General features: G+C 65.2%; 18 protein-coding genes. 8 read left to right on the top strand and 10 right to left on the bottom strand.

Annotation, left to right across the window (positions count from 1 at the left end):
* Nucleotides 1–21 precede the first annotated feature (21 nt).
* Together HG262_RS17870 and HG262_RS17865 are read left to right on the top strand one after the other, a co-directional pair.
* Nucleotides 22–1,035 carry a zinc-binding alcohol dehydrogenase family protein gene (locus tag HG262_RS17870; protein WP_169272286.1) on the top strand — a complete coding sequence of 338 codons (1,014 nt, stop codon included), beginning with the start codon at nucleotides 22–24 and terminating at the stop codon, nucleotides 1,033–1,035.
* A gap of 203 nt (nucleotides 1,036–1,238) precedes the next feature.
* The gene (locus HG262_RS17865; protein WP_248293396.1) at nucleotides 1,239–1,448 is read left to right on the top strand and encodes a hypothetical protein; all 210 of its coding nucleotides are present in this window, start codon (nucleotides 1,239–1,241) and stop codon (nucleotides 1,446–1,448) included.
* A gap of 3 nt (nucleotides 1,449–1,451) precedes the next feature.
* Here the strand turns inward: HG262_RS17865 and HG262_RS17860 are convergent, their stop codons facing one another.
* From HG262_RS17860 to HG262_RS17850, 3 genes are all read right to left on the bottom strand, one after another.
* A complete protein-coding gene (locus tag HG262_RS17860; RefSeq protein ID WP_169272284.1) occupies nucleotides 1,452–1,808 on the bottom strand; it encodes an antibiotic biosynthesis monooxygenase in 357 nt (118 codons plus the stop codon).
* 131 nt (nucleotides 1,809–1,939) lie between these two features.
* The gene (locus tag HG262_RS17855; protein WP_169272283.1) at nucleotides 1,940–2,296 is read right to left on the bottom strand and encodes a hypothetical protein; all 357 of its coding nucleotides are present in this window, start codon (nucleotides 2,294–2,296) and stop codon (nucleotides 1,940–1,942) included.
* An 84-nt stretch (nucleotides 2,297–2,380) separates the two neighbouring features.
* Nucleotides 2,381–3,286 carry an aldose 1-epimerase gene (locus HG262_RS17850; RefSeq protein ID WP_169272282.1) on the bottom strand — a complete coding sequence of 302 codons (906 nt, stop codon included), beginning with the start codon at nucleotides 3,284–3,286 and terminating at the stop codon, nucleotides 2,381–2,383.
* A gap of 157 nt (nucleotides 3,287–3,443) precedes the next feature.
* Between HG262_RS17850 and mutS the strand changes: the two genes are divergently transcribed.
* The 3 genes from mutS to HG262_RS17835 all read left to right on the top strand — a co-directional run bounded on the left by mutS (nucleotide 3,444) and on the right by HG262_RS17835 (nucleotide 7,733).
* Entirely contained in the window at nucleotides 3,444–6,098 is a 2,655-nt protein-coding gene (gene mutS, locus HG262_RS17845) for a DNA mismatch repair protein MutS (RefSeq protein ID WP_248293395.1), read from the top strand.
* Nucleotides 6,095–7,288, top strand: coding sequence for a cupin domain-containing protein (locus HG262_RS17840; RefSeq protein WP_169272281.1), 1,194 nt, complete (start codon nucleotides 6,095–6,097; stop codon nucleotides 7,286–7,288). Before mutS ends, HG262_RS17840 begins: the two co-directional genes overlap by 4 nt.
* Nucleotides 7,289–7,505: 217 nt before the next feature.
* Entirely contained in the window at nucleotides 7,506–7,733 is a 228-nt protein-coding gene (locus HG262_RS17835; protein ID WP_105557453.1) for an endopeptidase, read from the top strand.
* A gap of 181 nt (nucleotides 7,734–7,914) precedes the next feature.
* Here HG262_RS17835 and bamC read toward each other — a convergent pair whose 3' ends face one another.
* The 4 genes from bamC to HG262_RS17815 form a co-directional block, all read right to left on the bottom strand.
* Nucleotides 7,915–9,039 carry an outer membrane protein assembly factor BamC gene (gene bamC, locus HG262_RS17830; protein ID WP_169272280.1) on the bottom strand — a complete coding sequence of 375 codons (1,125 nt, stop codon included), beginning with the start codon at nucleotides 9,037–9,039 and terminating at the stop codon, nucleotides 7,915–7,917.
* 17 nt (nucleotides 9,040–9,056) lie between these two features.
* Nucleotides 9,057–9,962: a 4-hydroxy-tetrahydrodipicolinate synthase gene (dapA, locus tag HG262_RS17825; RefSeq protein WP_169272279.1), complete on the bottom strand. Its 906-nt coding sequence runs from the start codon at nucleotides 9,960–9,962 to the stop codon at nucleotides 9,057–9,059.
* A gap of 87 nt (nucleotides 9,963–10,049) precedes the next feature.
* A complete protein-coding gene (locus HG262_RS17820) occupies nucleotides 10,050–10,697 on the bottom strand; it encodes a site-2 protease family protein (protein ID WP_169272278.1) in 648 nt (215 codons plus the stop codon).
* Nucleotides 10,698–10,769: 72 nt separating this feature from the next.
* The gene (locus tag HG262_RS17815; RefSeq protein WP_169272277.1) at nucleotides 10,770–11,396 is read right to left on the bottom strand and encodes an L-threonylcarbamoyladenylate synthase; all 627 of its coding nucleotides are present in this window, start codon (nucleotides 11,394–11,396) and stop codon (nucleotides 10,770–10,772) included.
* A gap of 86 nt (nucleotides 11,397–11,482) precedes the next feature.
* On the opposite strand from HG262_RS17815, the gene HG262_RS17810 reads away from it, so the two are divergent.
* From HG262_RS17810 to HG262_RS17800, 3 genes are all read left to right on the top strand, one after another.
* On the top strand, nucleotides 11,483–12,337 hold the full coding sequence (locus HG262_RS17810) for a neutral zinc metallopeptidase (protein WP_169272276.1): 855 nt from the start codon (nucleotides 11,483–11,485) through the stop codon (nucleotides 12,335–12,337).
* Nucleotides 12,338–12,523: 186 nt separating this feature from the next.
* Nucleotides 12,524–13,060 carry a hypothetical protein gene (locus HG262_RS17805; RefSeq protein WP_169272275.1) on the top strand — a complete coding sequence of 179 codons (537 nt, stop codon included), beginning with the start codon at nucleotides 12,524–12,526 and terminating at the stop codon, nucleotides 13,058–13,060.
* On the top strand, nucleotides 13,057–13,821 hold the full coding sequence (locus HG262_RS17800) for a DUF1828 domain-containing protein (RefSeq protein ID WP_169272274.1): 765 nt from the start codon (nucleotides 13,057–13,059) through the stop codon (nucleotides 13,819–13,821). Before HG262_RS17805 ends, HG262_RS17800 begins: the two co-directional genes overlap by 4 nt.
* Here the strand turns inward: HG262_RS17800 and HG262_RS17795 are convergent.
* The 3 genes from HG262_RS17795 to HG262_RS17785 form a co-directional block, all read right to left on the bottom strand.
* Complete coding sequence (locus HG262_RS17795; RefSeq protein ID WP_169272273.1) at nucleotides 13,818–14,090, bottom strand: hypothetical protein; 273 nt, start codon at nucleotides 14,088–14,090, stop codon at nucleotides 13,818–13,820. The two genes, HG262_RS17800 and HG262_RS17795, sit on opposite strands and share 4 nt — an antisense overlap.
* A gap of 221 nt (nucleotides 14,091–14,311) precedes the next feature.
* On the bottom strand, nucleotides 14,312–14,977 hold the full coding sequence (locus tag HG262_RS17790; RefSeq protein WP_169272272.1) for an N-acetyltransferase: 666 nt from the start codon (nucleotides 14,975–14,977) through the stop codon (nucleotides 14,312–14,314).
* Nucleotides 14,978–15,108: 131 nt separating this feature from the next.
* Nucleotides 15,109–15,846, bottom strand: coding sequence for a winged helix-turn-helix domain-containing protein (locus HG262_RS17785; RefSeq protein ID WP_169272271.1), 738 nt, complete (start codon nucleotides 15,844–15,846; stop codon nucleotides 15,109–15,111).
* Nucleotides 15,847–15,899 lie beyond the last annotated feature (53 nt).

Genomic DNA, 15,899 nt, shown 5'->3' with positions numbered 1-15,899 from the left:
TACCCCGAACCGAGCCGCCCCATGAAAGCCATCGCCTATTTCAAGAACCTGCCTGCCGACCACGCAGACGCCCTTCAAGACATCACACTTGACGAACCCGTGCCCGGCGACCACGACCTGCTGGTCGACGTGCACGCCATTTCCGTCAACCCGGTAGACGTGAAAATCCGCGCCAACCGCGCGCCTAAGGACGGCCAAGCCGAGGTCATCGGCTGGGACGCGGCCGGCATCGTGCGCGCCGTGGGCGCCAAGACCAGCCTGTTCAAGCCCGGCGACCGTGTCTGGTATGCCGGCGCGCTGAACCGGCCGGGCGCCAATAGCGAACGTCATGTGGTGGACGAACGCATCGTCGGCCGCATGCCCGCCAGCCTGGACTTCGCAGAAGCCGCGGCCCTGCCGCTGACGACGATCACCGCCTGGGAACTGCTGTTCGACCGCCTGCGCGTGCTGGACAACGCTGCGCCCAGCCAGCGCACCCTGCTTGTCATCGGTGCCGCTGGCGGCGTGGGTTCGATCCTGGTGCAGTTGGCGCGCCAGTTGACCGGCCTGACGGTGATCGGCACCGCCTCGCGGCCCGAAACGCAAGCGTGGGTGCGCGAACTGGGCGCCCATCATGTCATCGACCACAGCAAGCCCCTGACCGAAGAGCTCAAGCGCATCGGCTTCGATCAGGTCAGCGATATCGCCGGCCTGAACCAGACCGACAAGCACTTTGCGCAGATGGCGGCAGCGATCGCCCCGCAAGGCAAGATCGCGCTGATCGACGACCCGGCCGCCATCGACGTCCGCCTGCTCAAAGGCAAATCCGCGTCGCTGCATTGGGAATTCATGTTTGCGCGCCCCGTGCACAACACGCCCGACATGATCGCCCAGCACGAACTGCTGAACCAGGCCGCCCGCCTGATCGACAACGGCACCCTGCGCACGACGCTGGGCGAGCACTACGGCACGATCAACGCCGCCAACCTGCGCCGCGCCCACGCGTTCATCGAAAGCGGCAAGGCACAGGGCAAGGTGGTGCTGGAAGGGTTCTGAACCGGGCGTTTTCCGGGGCATCCCAGGGGCTCCGCCCGTTTCCGGGCGGGGCCTCTCGCCATTCAGGCCAGAAAGCGGTAAAAACGCGGGCGGACTGTTCCGCACGAACTTACCGGGAGCCTCCCCTGCTTGCCCATTTGATCGATCAAACGCTAGAGCCACTTCTGTGGGGAATGGTCGCGTTTACCTTGTTGATGCTTCGGATGGCTCCGCTGCAGGGCTGGAAGGCCGTCATCGTGGCCGGCGTCGCTGCCGGCATGGTGTTCGACACCATCCAGTTCCGCGTCGGCCCGCCCCGCCTGTGGGACTCGCTGGTCTTCGGTTCCATTCTGGCGGCCCTGCTGGCAGCAGCGATATTGGAAACGGCCTTCCACCTGTTCGCACGGATACGCGCCGGGCGTGCTCAAGGCTGAAGGTTAGGCGCCCGGCCGGGCTCCCGGCAGCACCAGATCGTCCACCCTGTACGTATGGAATTCGCTGGTGGACACGTCATCGAGTTTGCGGAATTTCTGCAGGAAAACGGGGTCGGCAAAGAACTCGTCCACGTTGCCTTCGCCCGAAATCGCCTCGATGTTCACCACCGTCTTGCCGTCGGTGCTCTTGGCCAGATTGCTCCAGAGGAACCCCGGCTTGGTTTGCGCGACATAGTGCACGACGTCCTGGATGGCCCTGAACGCGTCCTCTTGCCGCCCGGGATGGGCATGGATGACATTGACGATGAATACGGTGGCCTGCGGAACGGCCGAAAACATGGCCTGCGGGATATACGACATCGAAAGCTCCTGTTGAAAAGACAGGAGCCACTATGGGCCCGCCGTGTGCCCGGAAAAAGAGGCCGGCAGGCGCAACACTACGGACACCCTTGTCCGCAATCCCCGCGGGCCGGGGAACGCCAGGCCATTGCCTAGCCGCGCCCTTCCCGCTTGGCGCGGGCGTGCGGATCATTGATCTCGGTGTCGAGTTCCGTGATCAGCCAATCGAACCAGCCCTTTTCCGTGCGCGCGTACACCACCGCGGCAGGCGTCTTGCCGTCGCGCCAGCCGGCCTGATGCGTGTCCATCCAGGACACCAGGCTCTTGTGCGGCGCCAGCAGGCCCGACAACCAGGTCCAGACGTAATCGGGCACATTGCGCCGGAAACCCTTCGCGCTGGCATAGATGGTGGGCTCAAGCGGCAGGCTGCCCGAGCGGGCCAGCTTCTCCTGCACCCGACGCAACGTCTCGGCTGCGGCCTGCAATTGTTCGGTGCTGAGCTTTTTCACGTAGGGACTCCTGGGTTGGATTTGCCCGGATTATCGCCGGAGGTACCGGCGCTTTCCAAGCACTGCGTGCTGACGCGGCAGGTTTCAGCGCTGGCCGCGCGGCAAGGTCAGGCCCAGCAAACAGGTGGCACTGAACCGTGCTTCCGGCTCCAGCGTTCGCATGCCCGTGCGCGTATCGCCGTCGGCTGCCCGGTTGAAGGCATCCGCCACATTGGTGACCGGCTCCACGCACAGGAAGTCCGAGCCCGGCGCGGTATAGACCACAAGATGCGCAAACGCGGGATCCGCGTGCAGCGCCAATTCGCGCCCGTCCGCCCAGTGCAGGGTGGCGCGCCCTTCCCATTGCGACAGATAGGTATCGCACCCTGCGGCCGACTGGCGCAACTCGCGCACATGCTTGACCTGGCTGCCCTTCGGTATGCCGTCGGCATCGGCCGGCCACACCCGCCGCGCATTCAGGGTGACCCGCTCGGCGGTGAAGTACGGATGGATGCCCAGCCCGAAAGGCATGGGGGTATCGCCCTGGTTGGTGATGCTTAAGGACAAGCTCAACCCGCGCGCGTCCAGCCGGTAGCGCTGCACGCATTCAAACGGCCAGGGCCATCCCAGCACGCCGGCCGGTTGGCTCAGCACCAGATCAATGCTGTCTGCCGCAAGGTTGCGCACCTGCCACGCCTGGAACAAGCCGGCGCCATGTATCGCATGCGGGCGGCCCGCCACGGATTGCAGCGAATGCCGCGCGCCATTGAAGGTGAACACGCCATCACGGATGCGGTTGGAATACGGCGCCAACGGGTAGGACCCCGCCCGCGGCCATTTGCCCGCCGGCCATTGGGTCGGCGTCAGCGGCACGATCCAATCCAACGCGCCCGTCGACAAGCGGGTCAGGCGCCCACCGCCACCGGGCGCGAATTCGGCTTGGTGCCCACCGCCTGAAATGACGACGCGCTCGGTCGCATCCAAGGGGTCGGCAAAAGGGTATTGCTGCATCAGCGGCTCCCGCGGCAGTCACGGTGCCGCGTCGCAAGATTGTGACGCCGGCGTCCGGCGGGGGCAAGTTGGGCTACAGGGACGTCCGGATGCGCCCGGACAAACAAGTCCCATCCCCTTCTCCCAGCCCCCCACTCGGCCCGATACAATCACGGGCATGAATTCAGCAACACAAAACACCGCCGCCGACGCCCACGCGGGCCACACCCCCATGATGCAGCAGTACCTCCGCCTGAAAGCGGAGGCTGGCCCCTTGCTGCTCTTCTACCGCATGGGGGATTTTTATGAAATGTTCTATGAAGACGCGGAACGCGGCGCGCGTCTGCTCAACCTGACGCTGACCAAGCGCGGTTCGTCCAACGGGATCCCGATCCCGATGGCCGGCCTGCCCGTGCACGCCATGGAGCAATACCTGGCGCGCCTGGTCGCCATGGGCGAATCCATTGCCATCTGCGAACAGATCGGCGATCCGGCCGCGTCCAAGGGGCCGGTCGAACGCCGCATCGTGCGCATCGTCACGCCGGGTACCCTGACCGACGACGCCCTGCTGCCCGCCAAGGCCGACCGCGCGCTGGCCGCCGTGTTTGTCACCGGCAACGCCCGCGCCCCACGGGCCGGATTGGCTTGGCTGAACCTGGCCAGCGGTGAATTCCGCGTGACCGAATGCGCGCCCGCGCAGCTGGAATCCGAATTGCACCGCATCGCGCCCGCGGAAATCATCTGCGCCGACAGCGCCGATTTCGATTTCCCGTTCGAAGGCGCCCGTGCCCGCGTGCCCGACTGGCACTTTGAAAGCGACGGCGCCCGCGCGCATCTGCTGGCGCACTTCAAGACGGACACGCTGGCAGGCTTCGATATCGAAGACATGCCGGCTGGCGTCTGCGCCGCCGGCGCGCTGCTGCGCTATGCGGCACGCACCCAGTCGCAGGCGCTGGCGCACGTGCAAAGCCTGTCGGCCGAACGCCCCGGCCAGTACGTCCTGCTGGATCCCGTGACCCGCCGTAACCTGGAGCTGACCCAGACGCTGTCGGGCGAAGACTCGCCCACGCTGTTCTCGCTGCTGGATGGCTGCCGCACGCCCATGGGCAGCCGGCTGCTGCGCCGGTGGCTGCACCATCCACTGCGCGAAAACGAGCAGGCGCTGGCGCGCCAGCAAGCCATCTCGGCGCTGCTGGCCGGCCGCATGGACGTCGAACAAACCTTCGGCTCGGCCGGCCTGCTGGAAGCGATGCGCGCGGCGCTGAACGCCTTCCCCGACATCGAACGCATTGCCGCACGGCTGGCGCTGCGCTCGGTGCGCCCGCGCGAACTGGCCAGCCTGCGCGATGCGCTGGAATCCCTGCCCGCGTTGCGCGACCTGGTCGAACCCATGGCCGATTCCCCGCGCCTGGGCGAACTGATCTCGCATCTGTCCGTGGATCCGGCGCTGGCCGCGCTGCTGGTGCGCGCCATTGCGCCGGAGCCGGCCGTGGCCATCCGCGACGGCGGCGTCCTGGCCACCGGTTTCGATGCCGAACTGGACGAACTGCGCGGCCTGGCAGCCGACGGCGGCGATTTCCTGGTGCAGCTGGAAGCGCGCGAGCGCGAGCGCACGGGCATCAACAACCTGCGCGTGGAGTTCAACCGCGTGCATGGCTTCTACATCGAAGTCTCCAAGGGCCAGACGGCCAAGGTGCCGGAAGACTACCGCCGCCGCCAGACGCTGAAGAACGCCGAACGCTACATCACGCCCGAATTGAAGACGTGGGAAGACAAGGTGCTGTCCGCCCAGGACCGCTCGCTGGCCCGTGAAAAGTGGCTGTTCGAGCAGTTGCTGGACGTGCTGGCCGAACACGTGCGGCCGCTGTCGGACTGCGCCGCCGCGCTGGCCGAACTGGACACGCTGGCGGCCCTGGCCGACCACGCGCGACGCCACGACTGGATGGCGCCCGACTTGTCCGAGCAGGCCGACATCGATATCGAGGCCGGCCGCCACCCCGTGGTCGAACACGCCATCGAACGCTTCACGCCCAACGGCTGCCGCCTGGACCCGGCGCGCCGCATGCTGCTGATCACCGGGCCGAACATGGGCGGTAAATCGACCTACATGCGTCAGGTGGCGTTGATCGTGCTGCTGGCACGCATCGGCAGCTTCGTGCCAGCCACGCGCGCGCGCATCGGCAAGATCGACCGCATCTTCACCCGCATCGGCGCAGCCGACGACCTGGCGGGCGGACGATCGACCTTCATGATGGAAATGACCGAGGCGGCCGCCATCCTGTCGGCCAGCACGCCCAACAGCCTGGTGCTGATGGACGAGATCGGCCGCGGCACGTCCACTTACGACGGCCTGGCGCTGGCCTGGGCCATCGCCTGCCGCCTGTTGGCGCACAACCGCGCACTGACGCTGTTCGCCACCCACTACTTCGAATTGACCCGCCTGCCGGCCGAACAACCGGCCTCCGCCAACGTGCATCTGGCCGCGGCGGAATCGGCCAGCGGCATCGTCTTCCTACACGAAGTGCGCGAAGGCCCCGCCAGCCGCAGCTACGGGATCCAGGTGGCGCAACGCGCCGGCGTGCCGGCCGCGGTGATCCGCCAGGCCACGCGCGAACTTGAACGGCTTGAAGCGCAGGGCTCGCCCACGCCGCAGCTGGGGTTGTTCTCGGCCGCGGCGGACGCCGACGCGCAAGCCTATGCCGAGACCGAGCGTTCCGACGAGCTCGAGGCGCTGGACGCCTTGCGCGAATCGCTTGCCGCCATCGACCCCGACAGCCTCACCCCGCGCGAAGCGCTGGATGCCCTCTACCGTCTGAAGAAGCACCTTCAATGAACCTCGACCAACGCTTGCCGCTGCTGGGCAACCAAAGCCCCAACGACTTCATGCGCCGCTACTGGCAGCGCAAGCCGCTGCTGATCCGCCAGGCCATCCCCGGCTTCAAGCCGCCGCTGACCATCGCGGCCATCAAGAAGCTGGCGCGCCGCGACGATGTGGAATCGCGCCTGATCTGGCGCGAGGACGGCGAATGGCAGATGGAGAACGGCCCGTTCGCGCGCCTGCCCAAAGACAATGAGGGCGACTGGACGCTGCTGATCCAAAGCGTGGACTTGCTGAGCGATGCGGCATCCGAACTGATGGGGCTGTTCCGCTTCATCCCCGACGCCCGCCTGGACGACGTGATGATCAGCATCGCCAGCCATGGCGGCGGCGTGGGCCCGCACTTCGACAGCTATGACGTATTCCTGCTGCAAGCCGCTGGCGAACGCGAATGGCGCTACGGCCGCCAGAAGGACCTGTCGCTGGAACCCGGCCTGCCGCTGAAGATCCTGAGCAATTTCCAGCCCGAGGAACAGGCCGTCCTGGTCCCAGGCGACATGCTGTACCTGCCGCCCGCGGCGGCCCATGACGGCATCGCCATGGGCGACGGCTGCATGACCATCTCGATCGGGTTCCGCGCCCCCACCCAGGCCACGCTGGCCCGCGGGCTGCTGGAAGCCGCAGCCGACCAGGTCATGGCCCGCGTCGGCCTGCTGGGCGGCCCCTACGGCGAACCCGCCCTGCCGGGCCCCAAGCTGTCCGCCGTCTATCGCGATCCGGGCCAGCCTGCCGTCGACACGCCGGCGGCGCTGCCCGATGCCTTGGTGGCCGCCACACTGGAAACCGTCGAAAAACTTCGATTCGACGATGCCTTGGCGTCGCGCTTCCTGGGTTGCTGGTTGACCGAACCGCACAATCTCAGCGTGTTCGACGCCCCCGAGGGCATGGACGTGGACCTGGAAGAAAATTGGCCCGTCTCTGGCCGCCTGGTGCTGGATCGCCGCAGCCGCATGCTGTATCGCGGCAAGCAGCTCTTCATCAACGGCGAAACCGCCATGACGCCTGCCGACGCCGCCCTGCGTACGCTGGCCGATGCCCGCAGCCTGGATTGCGCCGACCCGGCGTGCGCAAGACTTTCCGACGATGCCCGTTCATGCTTGGCGGACTGGTTGGATTCGGGGTGGATCCATTACCGCACGGCGTAGTATCCGGACACGTCCAGGTATCTGACTTGCACAGAACGCAATCAGGTCTATGCGGGCGGTCACATAAAGAAAGACATAACACGGAGCTGAAAGGTTTGTTGCCGTTGGGATGCGACCTTTTTAACTTTCACACGCGATCGGGCGTCGGCTTCCTGTAGCCTGGATTCTGGTTTCCCCTAAGGGGGTTTCAAGAGTCGTCATCTACAGGAGTCCAAAAATGATGAGCAAAACCTTGATTATTGCCTCGGTGCTGGCTGTCTCGCTCAGCGCTTGCAACAAGAAGGAAGATGCCCCGGCGCCCGCGAACAACCCCACCCCGGGCGCAAGCACGCCTGCCCCCAGCACGACGCCCCCGGCCACGTCGCCGGCTCCGGCACCCACCCCCGGCACCACGCCCGGTGGCGGTTCGAATACCCCGGGCGGCTCGACCACCCCGGCGTCTTAATAAAACAGAGACGAACCCCCGCTCTGAAGACGTAGAAAAGCCCCGGCAGCGACACTGCCGGGGCTTTTTTACATGGGGAAGCACGCCGGCGAAGCCCCCTTCTTGCGCGCGTCCATGAAAAAGGCCCCTTTGCAGGGGCCTTCTGCTTCAAACCGGCGCCGAAGCGCCGATTCGCCGCACTTTACATCTTGTCCTTCAGGACGCTCAACAGGCGCTGGGCCGTTGCGCTATTGTCGCGGGCGCCCGTGGAGTCCAGCACCGTCACCGTGGTCTGGTCGCCGGTGGCGGCCAGGTGGATGCGGTATTGCGGCGCCTCGGCCTTCTTGTCGCCCGAGAACATGCGGCCGAAGAAGCCCGGCTGCTCGTTCTTTTCGCCCGTGTCGGTGTCGACGTAACGCACGAAGTAGTCGCCAGCGGAACGGTCGCGATCGTCCACGGCGAAGCCACCGCCGTCCAACGCCACGCCGACACGGCGCCATGCGCGGTCGAACGATTCAGCCACCAGCAACGACGTGCCCTGCGTACGGACATCTTCCTGCACGGCCGGCTTCTGCGGCGAAGCTTCCGCCTGTTGCACCAGCTTGCGGGCGTTGTCCACGTCCGAACCCAGGTAGACCATCATGCGCGCCAGCATGGCGGCGTTCAGGCCCGGGTCTTCCTTGCCGTTCTGCCACTGCACTTGACCGCCGTCGGAGCCCACGCGCTTTTCAAGCATCTGGCGATGGCTGACATAGACCTCGGTGTGGCCATTGACGCGTTCGACGCGGGTACGGAATTTCTCGCGTTCACCGCTGTCCCAAGCCGATTCCAGCACGGCGCCCAACGCCTGGCGCAGCCAGCTTTCCGGAATCTTGGCGCGGTTTTCCGCCCAGTCAGTTTCGATCAGGCCTGCGGCGGGGTTGTTGCTGGCAACGGTAAAGCCGTTCTCGGTCCAGAAGTCCACCAGACGCGGAAACACGTCTTCGGGCGCACGGTCCACGACCAGCCAACGCAGGTCGCCGTCACGCTCGACACGCATGTCCTGGCGGCCGGGCAGCACGTTGCTGGTTTTCGGGGCCGTGGCTTGCGCCTGGCCCTGTTGCTGGAACTGCGAGTACGTCGTCGAGCCCGAAGCAGGCGCGCGGTAACGCGGGTCGCTGTTGGCCTGAGTCAGATCCGGCGGGATGCTCAGAGGCTCTCCACGCTGGGTGACGGCGCTCTTGTAGTTGACGGATTCTTCATTGCCCAGGAATTGGTTGACCTCGCTGCAGCCGGCCAACAACACCAGAGACATCAATGCCGACAAACCGGCATGACGTTTGTTCATACGTATCCTCACGATATTTAGAGCAGACCCGTTTCCTGGAGCGCGCGACGCACGACTTCGTGGTTCTGCGAGCCCAGTTCAACCAGCGGAAGCCGGTAGCCCAGTGCGCTGCGGCCCATTTCGGCCAACGCCCACTTGACGGGGATAGGATTGGCTTCAACGAACAAAGCCTTGTTCAGACGCGCCAGGAACGCATTAAGTTCACGGACCTTCGGCACATCGCCTGCCAGCGCCGCGGCGCAAAGGTCGCGCATGAGCTTGGGCGCCACGTTGGCAGTCACGGAAATGTTGCCACGCGCGCCCAGAAGGATCAGGGCGGCGGCCGTGGGATCGTCGCCGCTGAAAACCTGGAAGCTTGCCGGCGCTTCGCGCAGCAGCAGGCCGCCGCGCGCGATGTCGCCGGTCGCGTCCTTGATGCCGATGATGCCAGGCACCTGCGCCAGGCGCAGGACCGTTTCGTTGCTCATGTCGGCAACGGTGCGGCCCGGCACGTTGTACAGGATCGTCGGCAGATCGACGGCTTCCGCGATCGTGCGGAAGTGGCGATACAGGCCTTCTTGCGAAGGCTTGTTGTAGTACGGCACGACCGACAGACCGGCCGCTGCGCCAACCGCCTTGGCGTGGCGCGTCAGGTGGATGGCTTCGTCGGTGGAGTTGGCGCCCACGCCGGCGATGACCGGGATGCGGCCGCCAGCATGTTCAACCGCGACGCGGATCAGTTCCGCGTGCTCTTCCATGGAGACCGTGGGCGACTCCCCGGTGGTGCCCACCACCACCAGTGCGTCGGTTCCTTCCTGGACGTGCCAGTCGATCAATGACCGGTAGGCAGCGTAATCCAGGCTGCCGTCGGGCTGCATGGGAGTGACCAGGGCCACCAAGCTGCCCTGGAAATTAACGCCTGCGGCGGGTGCAGGGGATGCCATAAATGTAGGGCTCCAACGCCCCACGGCAGGATGCCCCAGGGCCAGAATCAATGAAACCGCTGAGTTTAACGGAATTTGGCCGGAATCCTACAGAAACCACTGAACGATAGTCGTGCCAAATTCGTACACCGGACGCATCAGAAGCCAAAGCACGTCGGTGACCAGAAGGACGATGACGATCATCAAGCCATATGGCTCGATTTTCGAGTATTGCCAGGCCAGGCGGTTAGGCAGCAGGCTGAACAGGATGCGTCCCCCGTCCAGTGGCAGAATCGGCAGGAGGTTCAGCGCCATCAGCACCAAGTTGATGTTCACGCCGGCCACGCCCATCTGGAACCAGAAGGACTCCTGCATGCCGGATTCCAGCATCATGCGCAGCGAGAACGCCCACAGGACCGCCATCAGCAAGTTGGCGGCGGGCCCGGCGAGCGCCACCCACAGCATGTCGCGCTTGGGGCGGCGCAACCGGCCGAAATCCACCGGCACGGGTTTGGCCCAGCCGAACAGCATGCCCGGGCTGCCCAACAGCTTGGAGGCCAACAGGATGACCACCGGCACCAGCAATGTGCCGACAGGGTCGATATGACGCGCCGGATTCAGGCTGATCCGGCCGGCCTCGTAGGCCGTCGGGTCGCCGAACATCCGCGCGACATAGCCGTGCGCGGCCTCGTGCAAGGTGATGGCGAAGATGACCGGTATCGCGTAGACCGCAATGGTTTGGATGATGTCGTTCATGGCGAACCGGATTGTAGATGAGCCGCGCGCCGGCAGCGGCCGGCACGCGAGGCACTACGGAGTGGAAAAGATTCAGGCAAGGCCAAGCGTGGCCGGGTCGCCGCGGCCCACGCGCACGACCACCGGATCATCGCCGGTCAGGTCGATCACTGTCGTCGGGGATTGCGGGCAAGCGCCCGCGTCGATGATGGCCGCCAGATCGTGGTCGTAGCGCGCGCGGATGTCTTCGGCGTCGTTCAACGCGTCCGTTTCGTCCTTGGGAATCAGCGTCGTGGAAAGCAAAGGCGCCCCCACTTGCTCAAGCAGGCCCAGCATGACGGCGTGGTCCGGAACGCGGATGCCGATCGTCTTGCGCGACGGGTGCGAGACGCGCCGCGGCACTTCTTTGGTGGCTTCCAGGATGAAGGTCCAAGGGCCCGGCGTGGCCGCCTTCAGCAGGCGGTACTGCTTGTTGTCCACGCGGGCAAAGTGGCCGATTTCGGCCAGGTCGCGGCACAGCAGCGTCAGGTGGTGCCTTTCGTCCAGGCCGCGGAGCCGGCGCAAACCGTCCGCGGCGTCCTTGTCGTCCAGGCGCGCGACGACGGCATAGCTGGAGTCGGTGGGCACCGCCACCAGGCCTCCATCGTTCAGCCATTGGGCTGCCTGCTTGAGCAGGCGAGGTTGAGGATTCGCAGGATGAATAGATAAATACAAGGCCATGGGATTATCCTAACACTCTTGAATGCCGCCCAGCATGGCGCGGCGATGCAAATTGGCGGGAACGCCGACCCGCCCGGAGAAACAGTATGCGCCTCGATGACTCGCGTGAAAGCGACAATGTGGAAGACCGACGAGCCAGTGGTCCCCGTATCGGCGGCCGAGGGACCATCGGCATCGGTACGATAGTACTTGCCCTGGTGGCCATGTACTTTGGCGTGGACCCCAGCGTGGTCCTGCAAATGGCCGAAGGGCCGCCCCAGACCCAGCAGCAGGCGCCGGCCACCCGGCCGCCCGTCAACGATCCGCAAGCGCGCTTCGTGGCCAAGGTGCTGGGCGAAACCGAAGACACCTGGACCGCGATCTTTCAGAAGGACCTGAACCGCCAATATGTCGCGCCCAAGCTCGTGCTGTTCCGCGGCGCCACGCCCACGGCGTGCGGCACCGGCCAATCCGCGATGGGGCCGTTCTACTGCCCCGGCGACAGCAAGGTCTATATCGACCTGGCCTTCTTCGATGAATTGCAAAACAAGTTCAAGGCGCCGGGCGACTTCGCCCAAGCCTACGTGATCGCGCATGAAGTGGGACACCACGTCCAGCACCTGCTGGGCATCTCGGACCAGGTGGACCAACTGCGCCGCCGCAATCCTGCGCAAGCCAATGCGTTGTCGGTGCGGGTGGAATTGCAGGCCGACTGCTTCGCCGGCCTGTGGGCGCAACGTGCCGATGCCGCGCGCAACATCCTGGAGGGCGGCGACGTTGAAGAAGCGCTGGCGGCGGCCACCGCCATCGGCGACGACCGGCTGCAGAAGCAGGCCCAGGGCTATGCCGTACCGGACTCGTTCACGCACGGCTCGTCGGCCCAGCGCGTACGCTGGTTCAAGCGGGGGCTGGAAAGCGGCAACATCAAGCAATGCGACACGTTCTCGGCCAGTGCGCTCTGACCCCGCGCTAAACCTGGATTGCCCCGCCCGCCTTTAGCTGTATGGATATACAGCTAAAGGCTTCGCATCGTCTTCATCTTGTAAGATTACGCCCCCTCGCACTGTTTGCGCGCATGAGTTCCCTGCGCCCTGTCGCGAGCGGCGCAGCGCATCCGCAGCGCAATTCCAAGACCCTAGATCCGTTCCATGGCCAACAAGTTCGAACCGTTAATCACCGTTGATGAGGTGCAGGAGATCCTTGCCGAACCCAAGGAAACCGTAAAGCCGATTTCCTGGATTCCGAAGCCCGCCGCCAACAACATCCAATGGATGGAGTTCGCCAGTGCGTGCAAGGTCAAGGGCGACGTGCGCGACGATGTGATTTTCCGGGTGATCTACCGCGGTGCGCGCACCGCCGTGCATGGCCAGGCCACGATCTTCCTGACGGAAGCGTTTTGCGCCAGCCTTTTCGTCGGCCCGCATCGGGTGTTCGGCGTGGACACGGATGATTCCTTCCACACCAGCCTGGTCGGCGTGGGCCGGCCGCAGTACCGCAAGCCGCTCGCGGACCGCAGCCATGAACATATCTGGGTGGACGAAGGCGAAGGCTATGCCGAACCCGTCGTGCCCGCCCTGCACACTATCGGCGCGCTGATGCAGTACTTCCTGCCGCGGGCGAACCTGACGCTTGCCGGCGGATTTGCGCATCCCCTCAAAGGCCGCCAAATCGAATTGATCCTATGAGCACTTTTCTGGAAGCCTCCGGCTGGACCGTCCTGCCGGCCGGTGAACATGCCATCCGCGCGGTGTCCCCCATGACCCTGGGGCTTGACGGCCAGCATGCCGCCTTTTTCATCGCGCACCCTGACGACACGTCGTTCTACCTGACCGACGCCTGTGAGACCTCGATGCATGCGTCCAGCTACGGTATCGACGTCGGGGCCAAGCGCATTGATCTGCTGAACGAAACCCCCGGGGTCAGCCTGGCGCATTTCGACCGCGACGGCGCCATCGTGGCCTCGGGCCCCAACGAACAGTTGCAAGAAGCCTTGTGGGACGCCGTGAAACTGGCCATGGCCTTGTCGTTCCAATGCGCCAAGTGGATGCCCCGCTTCAGCCAGTTGCGCTTTCGCGCCCAGGTCGGCCGCGCCCTGGCCGAAGGCGTGGGCGCCAACCGCATGGTCAAGGGCGCGCGCGCCAAGGGCAGCAGCGGCCACACGGCAGACTTCGCGTTCGCGGTACGCGCGGCCGGCAGCACGGCGCTGACCTATATCGAACCGATCGCGCTCAAGGCCGGCAAGAAAATGGATTGGACGCAGGTCTACCAGACCCACGGCAAAATGTCGGACGTGAAGATGGCGGATGCGCGCAATTCGCGCATGGTCATCCTGGAGGACGGCGCGTCGGCCGAGGAATTCAAGAAGGCCGTGACCATTCTCGAGCAGTCCGCCACGGTGCAGACGCTGGCCAAGACGCGGGACTGGCGGGAAGTCTTTTCCGGCTAGGACGGCATGTTCGTCAGGCCGTCGACAATCTCGCGGCCATGCAATATGGCCGCATGCACGGCTTCTCGCGGACTGTAGACGAAGCCGCCATCGGCGAAACGGGGAACCGGGTATTCGTCGCCGCCTTCCTGGACGGCGCCTGCCTGTACCACCATTACCGATGCGACGAATACGGGGCCGCTGGGCAGCGCCGGGATTTCAGCGTCCGCGCCCCGGGAGACCTTGGCTGTCAGCCGGTATCCCTTGTAGATCAAGTTGTTCTGATGCACTTCGGATGCCCTCTTTCTCCAATCGAGCATACCGCGCCTGTTCATGACAGTTCAGATATGTTTTGTAACCCAGGCAGAAACTAGAAACATTGTTGCACTACAACACCTGCGTCCCCGATTCTCATATGCGAAGAACGCGGGCCGGGAACAAGCCGCATCGGCAAGCCTGATGCGGCCTGCGGCCCGGCGCGGCAAACACGGCGCGTGCCCCCGCGCCGAAATTACGGGGATTTCCCTAAGTCGTGTTGCGAAAGCGCATCTTCGGACCCCGCCATGCCCGTTGCCCGCATGTAATCGGCCAAGGTCCAGCCCCGGCCCAGCAGGATCATCCGCGTATGCAGATCCTCCTGCACGCGGGGCGGCACCGCAGGCCCAAGATAGCGCAATTGCTTGCGCCGCAGATCCACATAGCCCAGCTCGTAATGCCTGGCCAGCCCCATCCAGAGCCGGTGCGCGCCGGTGGATTGGCGGGCGCCGCTGACAATGCATAAGCCTGCGTCCAACCCCCAGCGGTACACCGCCGTCGCCAGACCCATGCCCTGATAGGCCGCCGCGTATTTCGAATGCGGGGCGCGCACATAGGGGTCAGCCCGCCTGCCCACTTCGATCAGCCGGTTGAACACCGTGTAGCCCGCCACCCTGTCCCGCCGCACATCCACCACATACACGTAGTACTCGCCGTCGGCTTCGCGGTAGCGAAGGACAATGCCAGGGATGTCGGTCTTGACCTCCGGCAGCCCGTGCAAGCGATCCAGGGGACGACTCATCCGGTCGTGTATGGCATCGAGTTCGTTCTCCACTTCTTGCGGAGCATGATTGACGTCAATGCGAAGTTCCGCCACGAAACGCGTGAAGGAACGGAATGCGTGCAGTGCCAGCGTAGGCAAGGCCACCTCCTGTACAGGGTTGATCAGCTAAAGTTGACCAGCGAAAAAAAAGCCGCATTCGCGGCGGGAATGGATGTGTTCGATGTGCCGCCTACAAGACGGAACCCTGGCGCGACGCGGACAATTTCAGGCTATGCCGCGGCATGCTTGCCCTCCTGCTGCCAGCCGTCGGCCGCTTGCGCGTCGGCCTTGCCGAAGAAGGCCGGAAACTGCTGCGCGCCCTTGCGCGTGACTGAAAGCGCGCGCGAATCCAGGTCTTTGGCGATCCAGCCACGCTGCATCAGCGCGTCCAGCAAGGCCGCGCCCAGCGCCCCCCCCAGATGCGAACGCCGTTCGCTCCAGTCCAGGCAGGCGCACGCGAAACGCCGGCGGCGCTGCCGTGCTTGCACGGCATCCACGCCGATCTGGGCCAGCGAGGCCTCGCCTAGCGGCGTCAACACGTAGTCGCGGCCGTCGGCCACCAGCCATTGGCGCGCCAGCATGGCATCGTGGATACGCACGGCAAGCGTGCCTGCCATGTGGTCGTAGCAGGTACGGGCCTCGCGCAGCGCGGACGGCGTATTGGGCTTGAACGGCACGCGTTCGGCTCCCGCTACGACGAGCAAGGCCTCCAGCGCGTGCGCGACCTCGCTGTTGGCCAGCCGGAAGTAGCGGTGCTTGCCCTGCACCGCCATGTCGACCAGCCCCTGCTCGCGCAAGCGCTGGAAATGGCTGCTGGCCGTGGAGGCGCCGATATCTGCGGCGGCGGCCAGCTCGGTTGCCGTGCGGGCGCGGCCGTCCAGCAACAGGCACAGCATGCGGGCGCGGGCCGGGTCGGCGATGGCGCCCGCCACGCCGGATAGATTGATGTCTGCGAACTCGGATTCCATGATTCGCCGTAGACCAAAGTGTTGTGTGCAAGGCTTAAGCATACTGCGAGTCA

This window comes from Achromobacter sp. Bel (assembly GCF_012928505.1).
Taxonomy (GTDB): domain Bacteria; phylum Pseudomonadota; class Gammaproteobacteria; order Burkholderiales; family Burkholderiaceae_B; genus Achromobacter.
The sequence above is the reverse complement of the archived record's forward strand: the minus strand, read 5'-3'. Positions and strand labels throughout refer to the sequence as shown.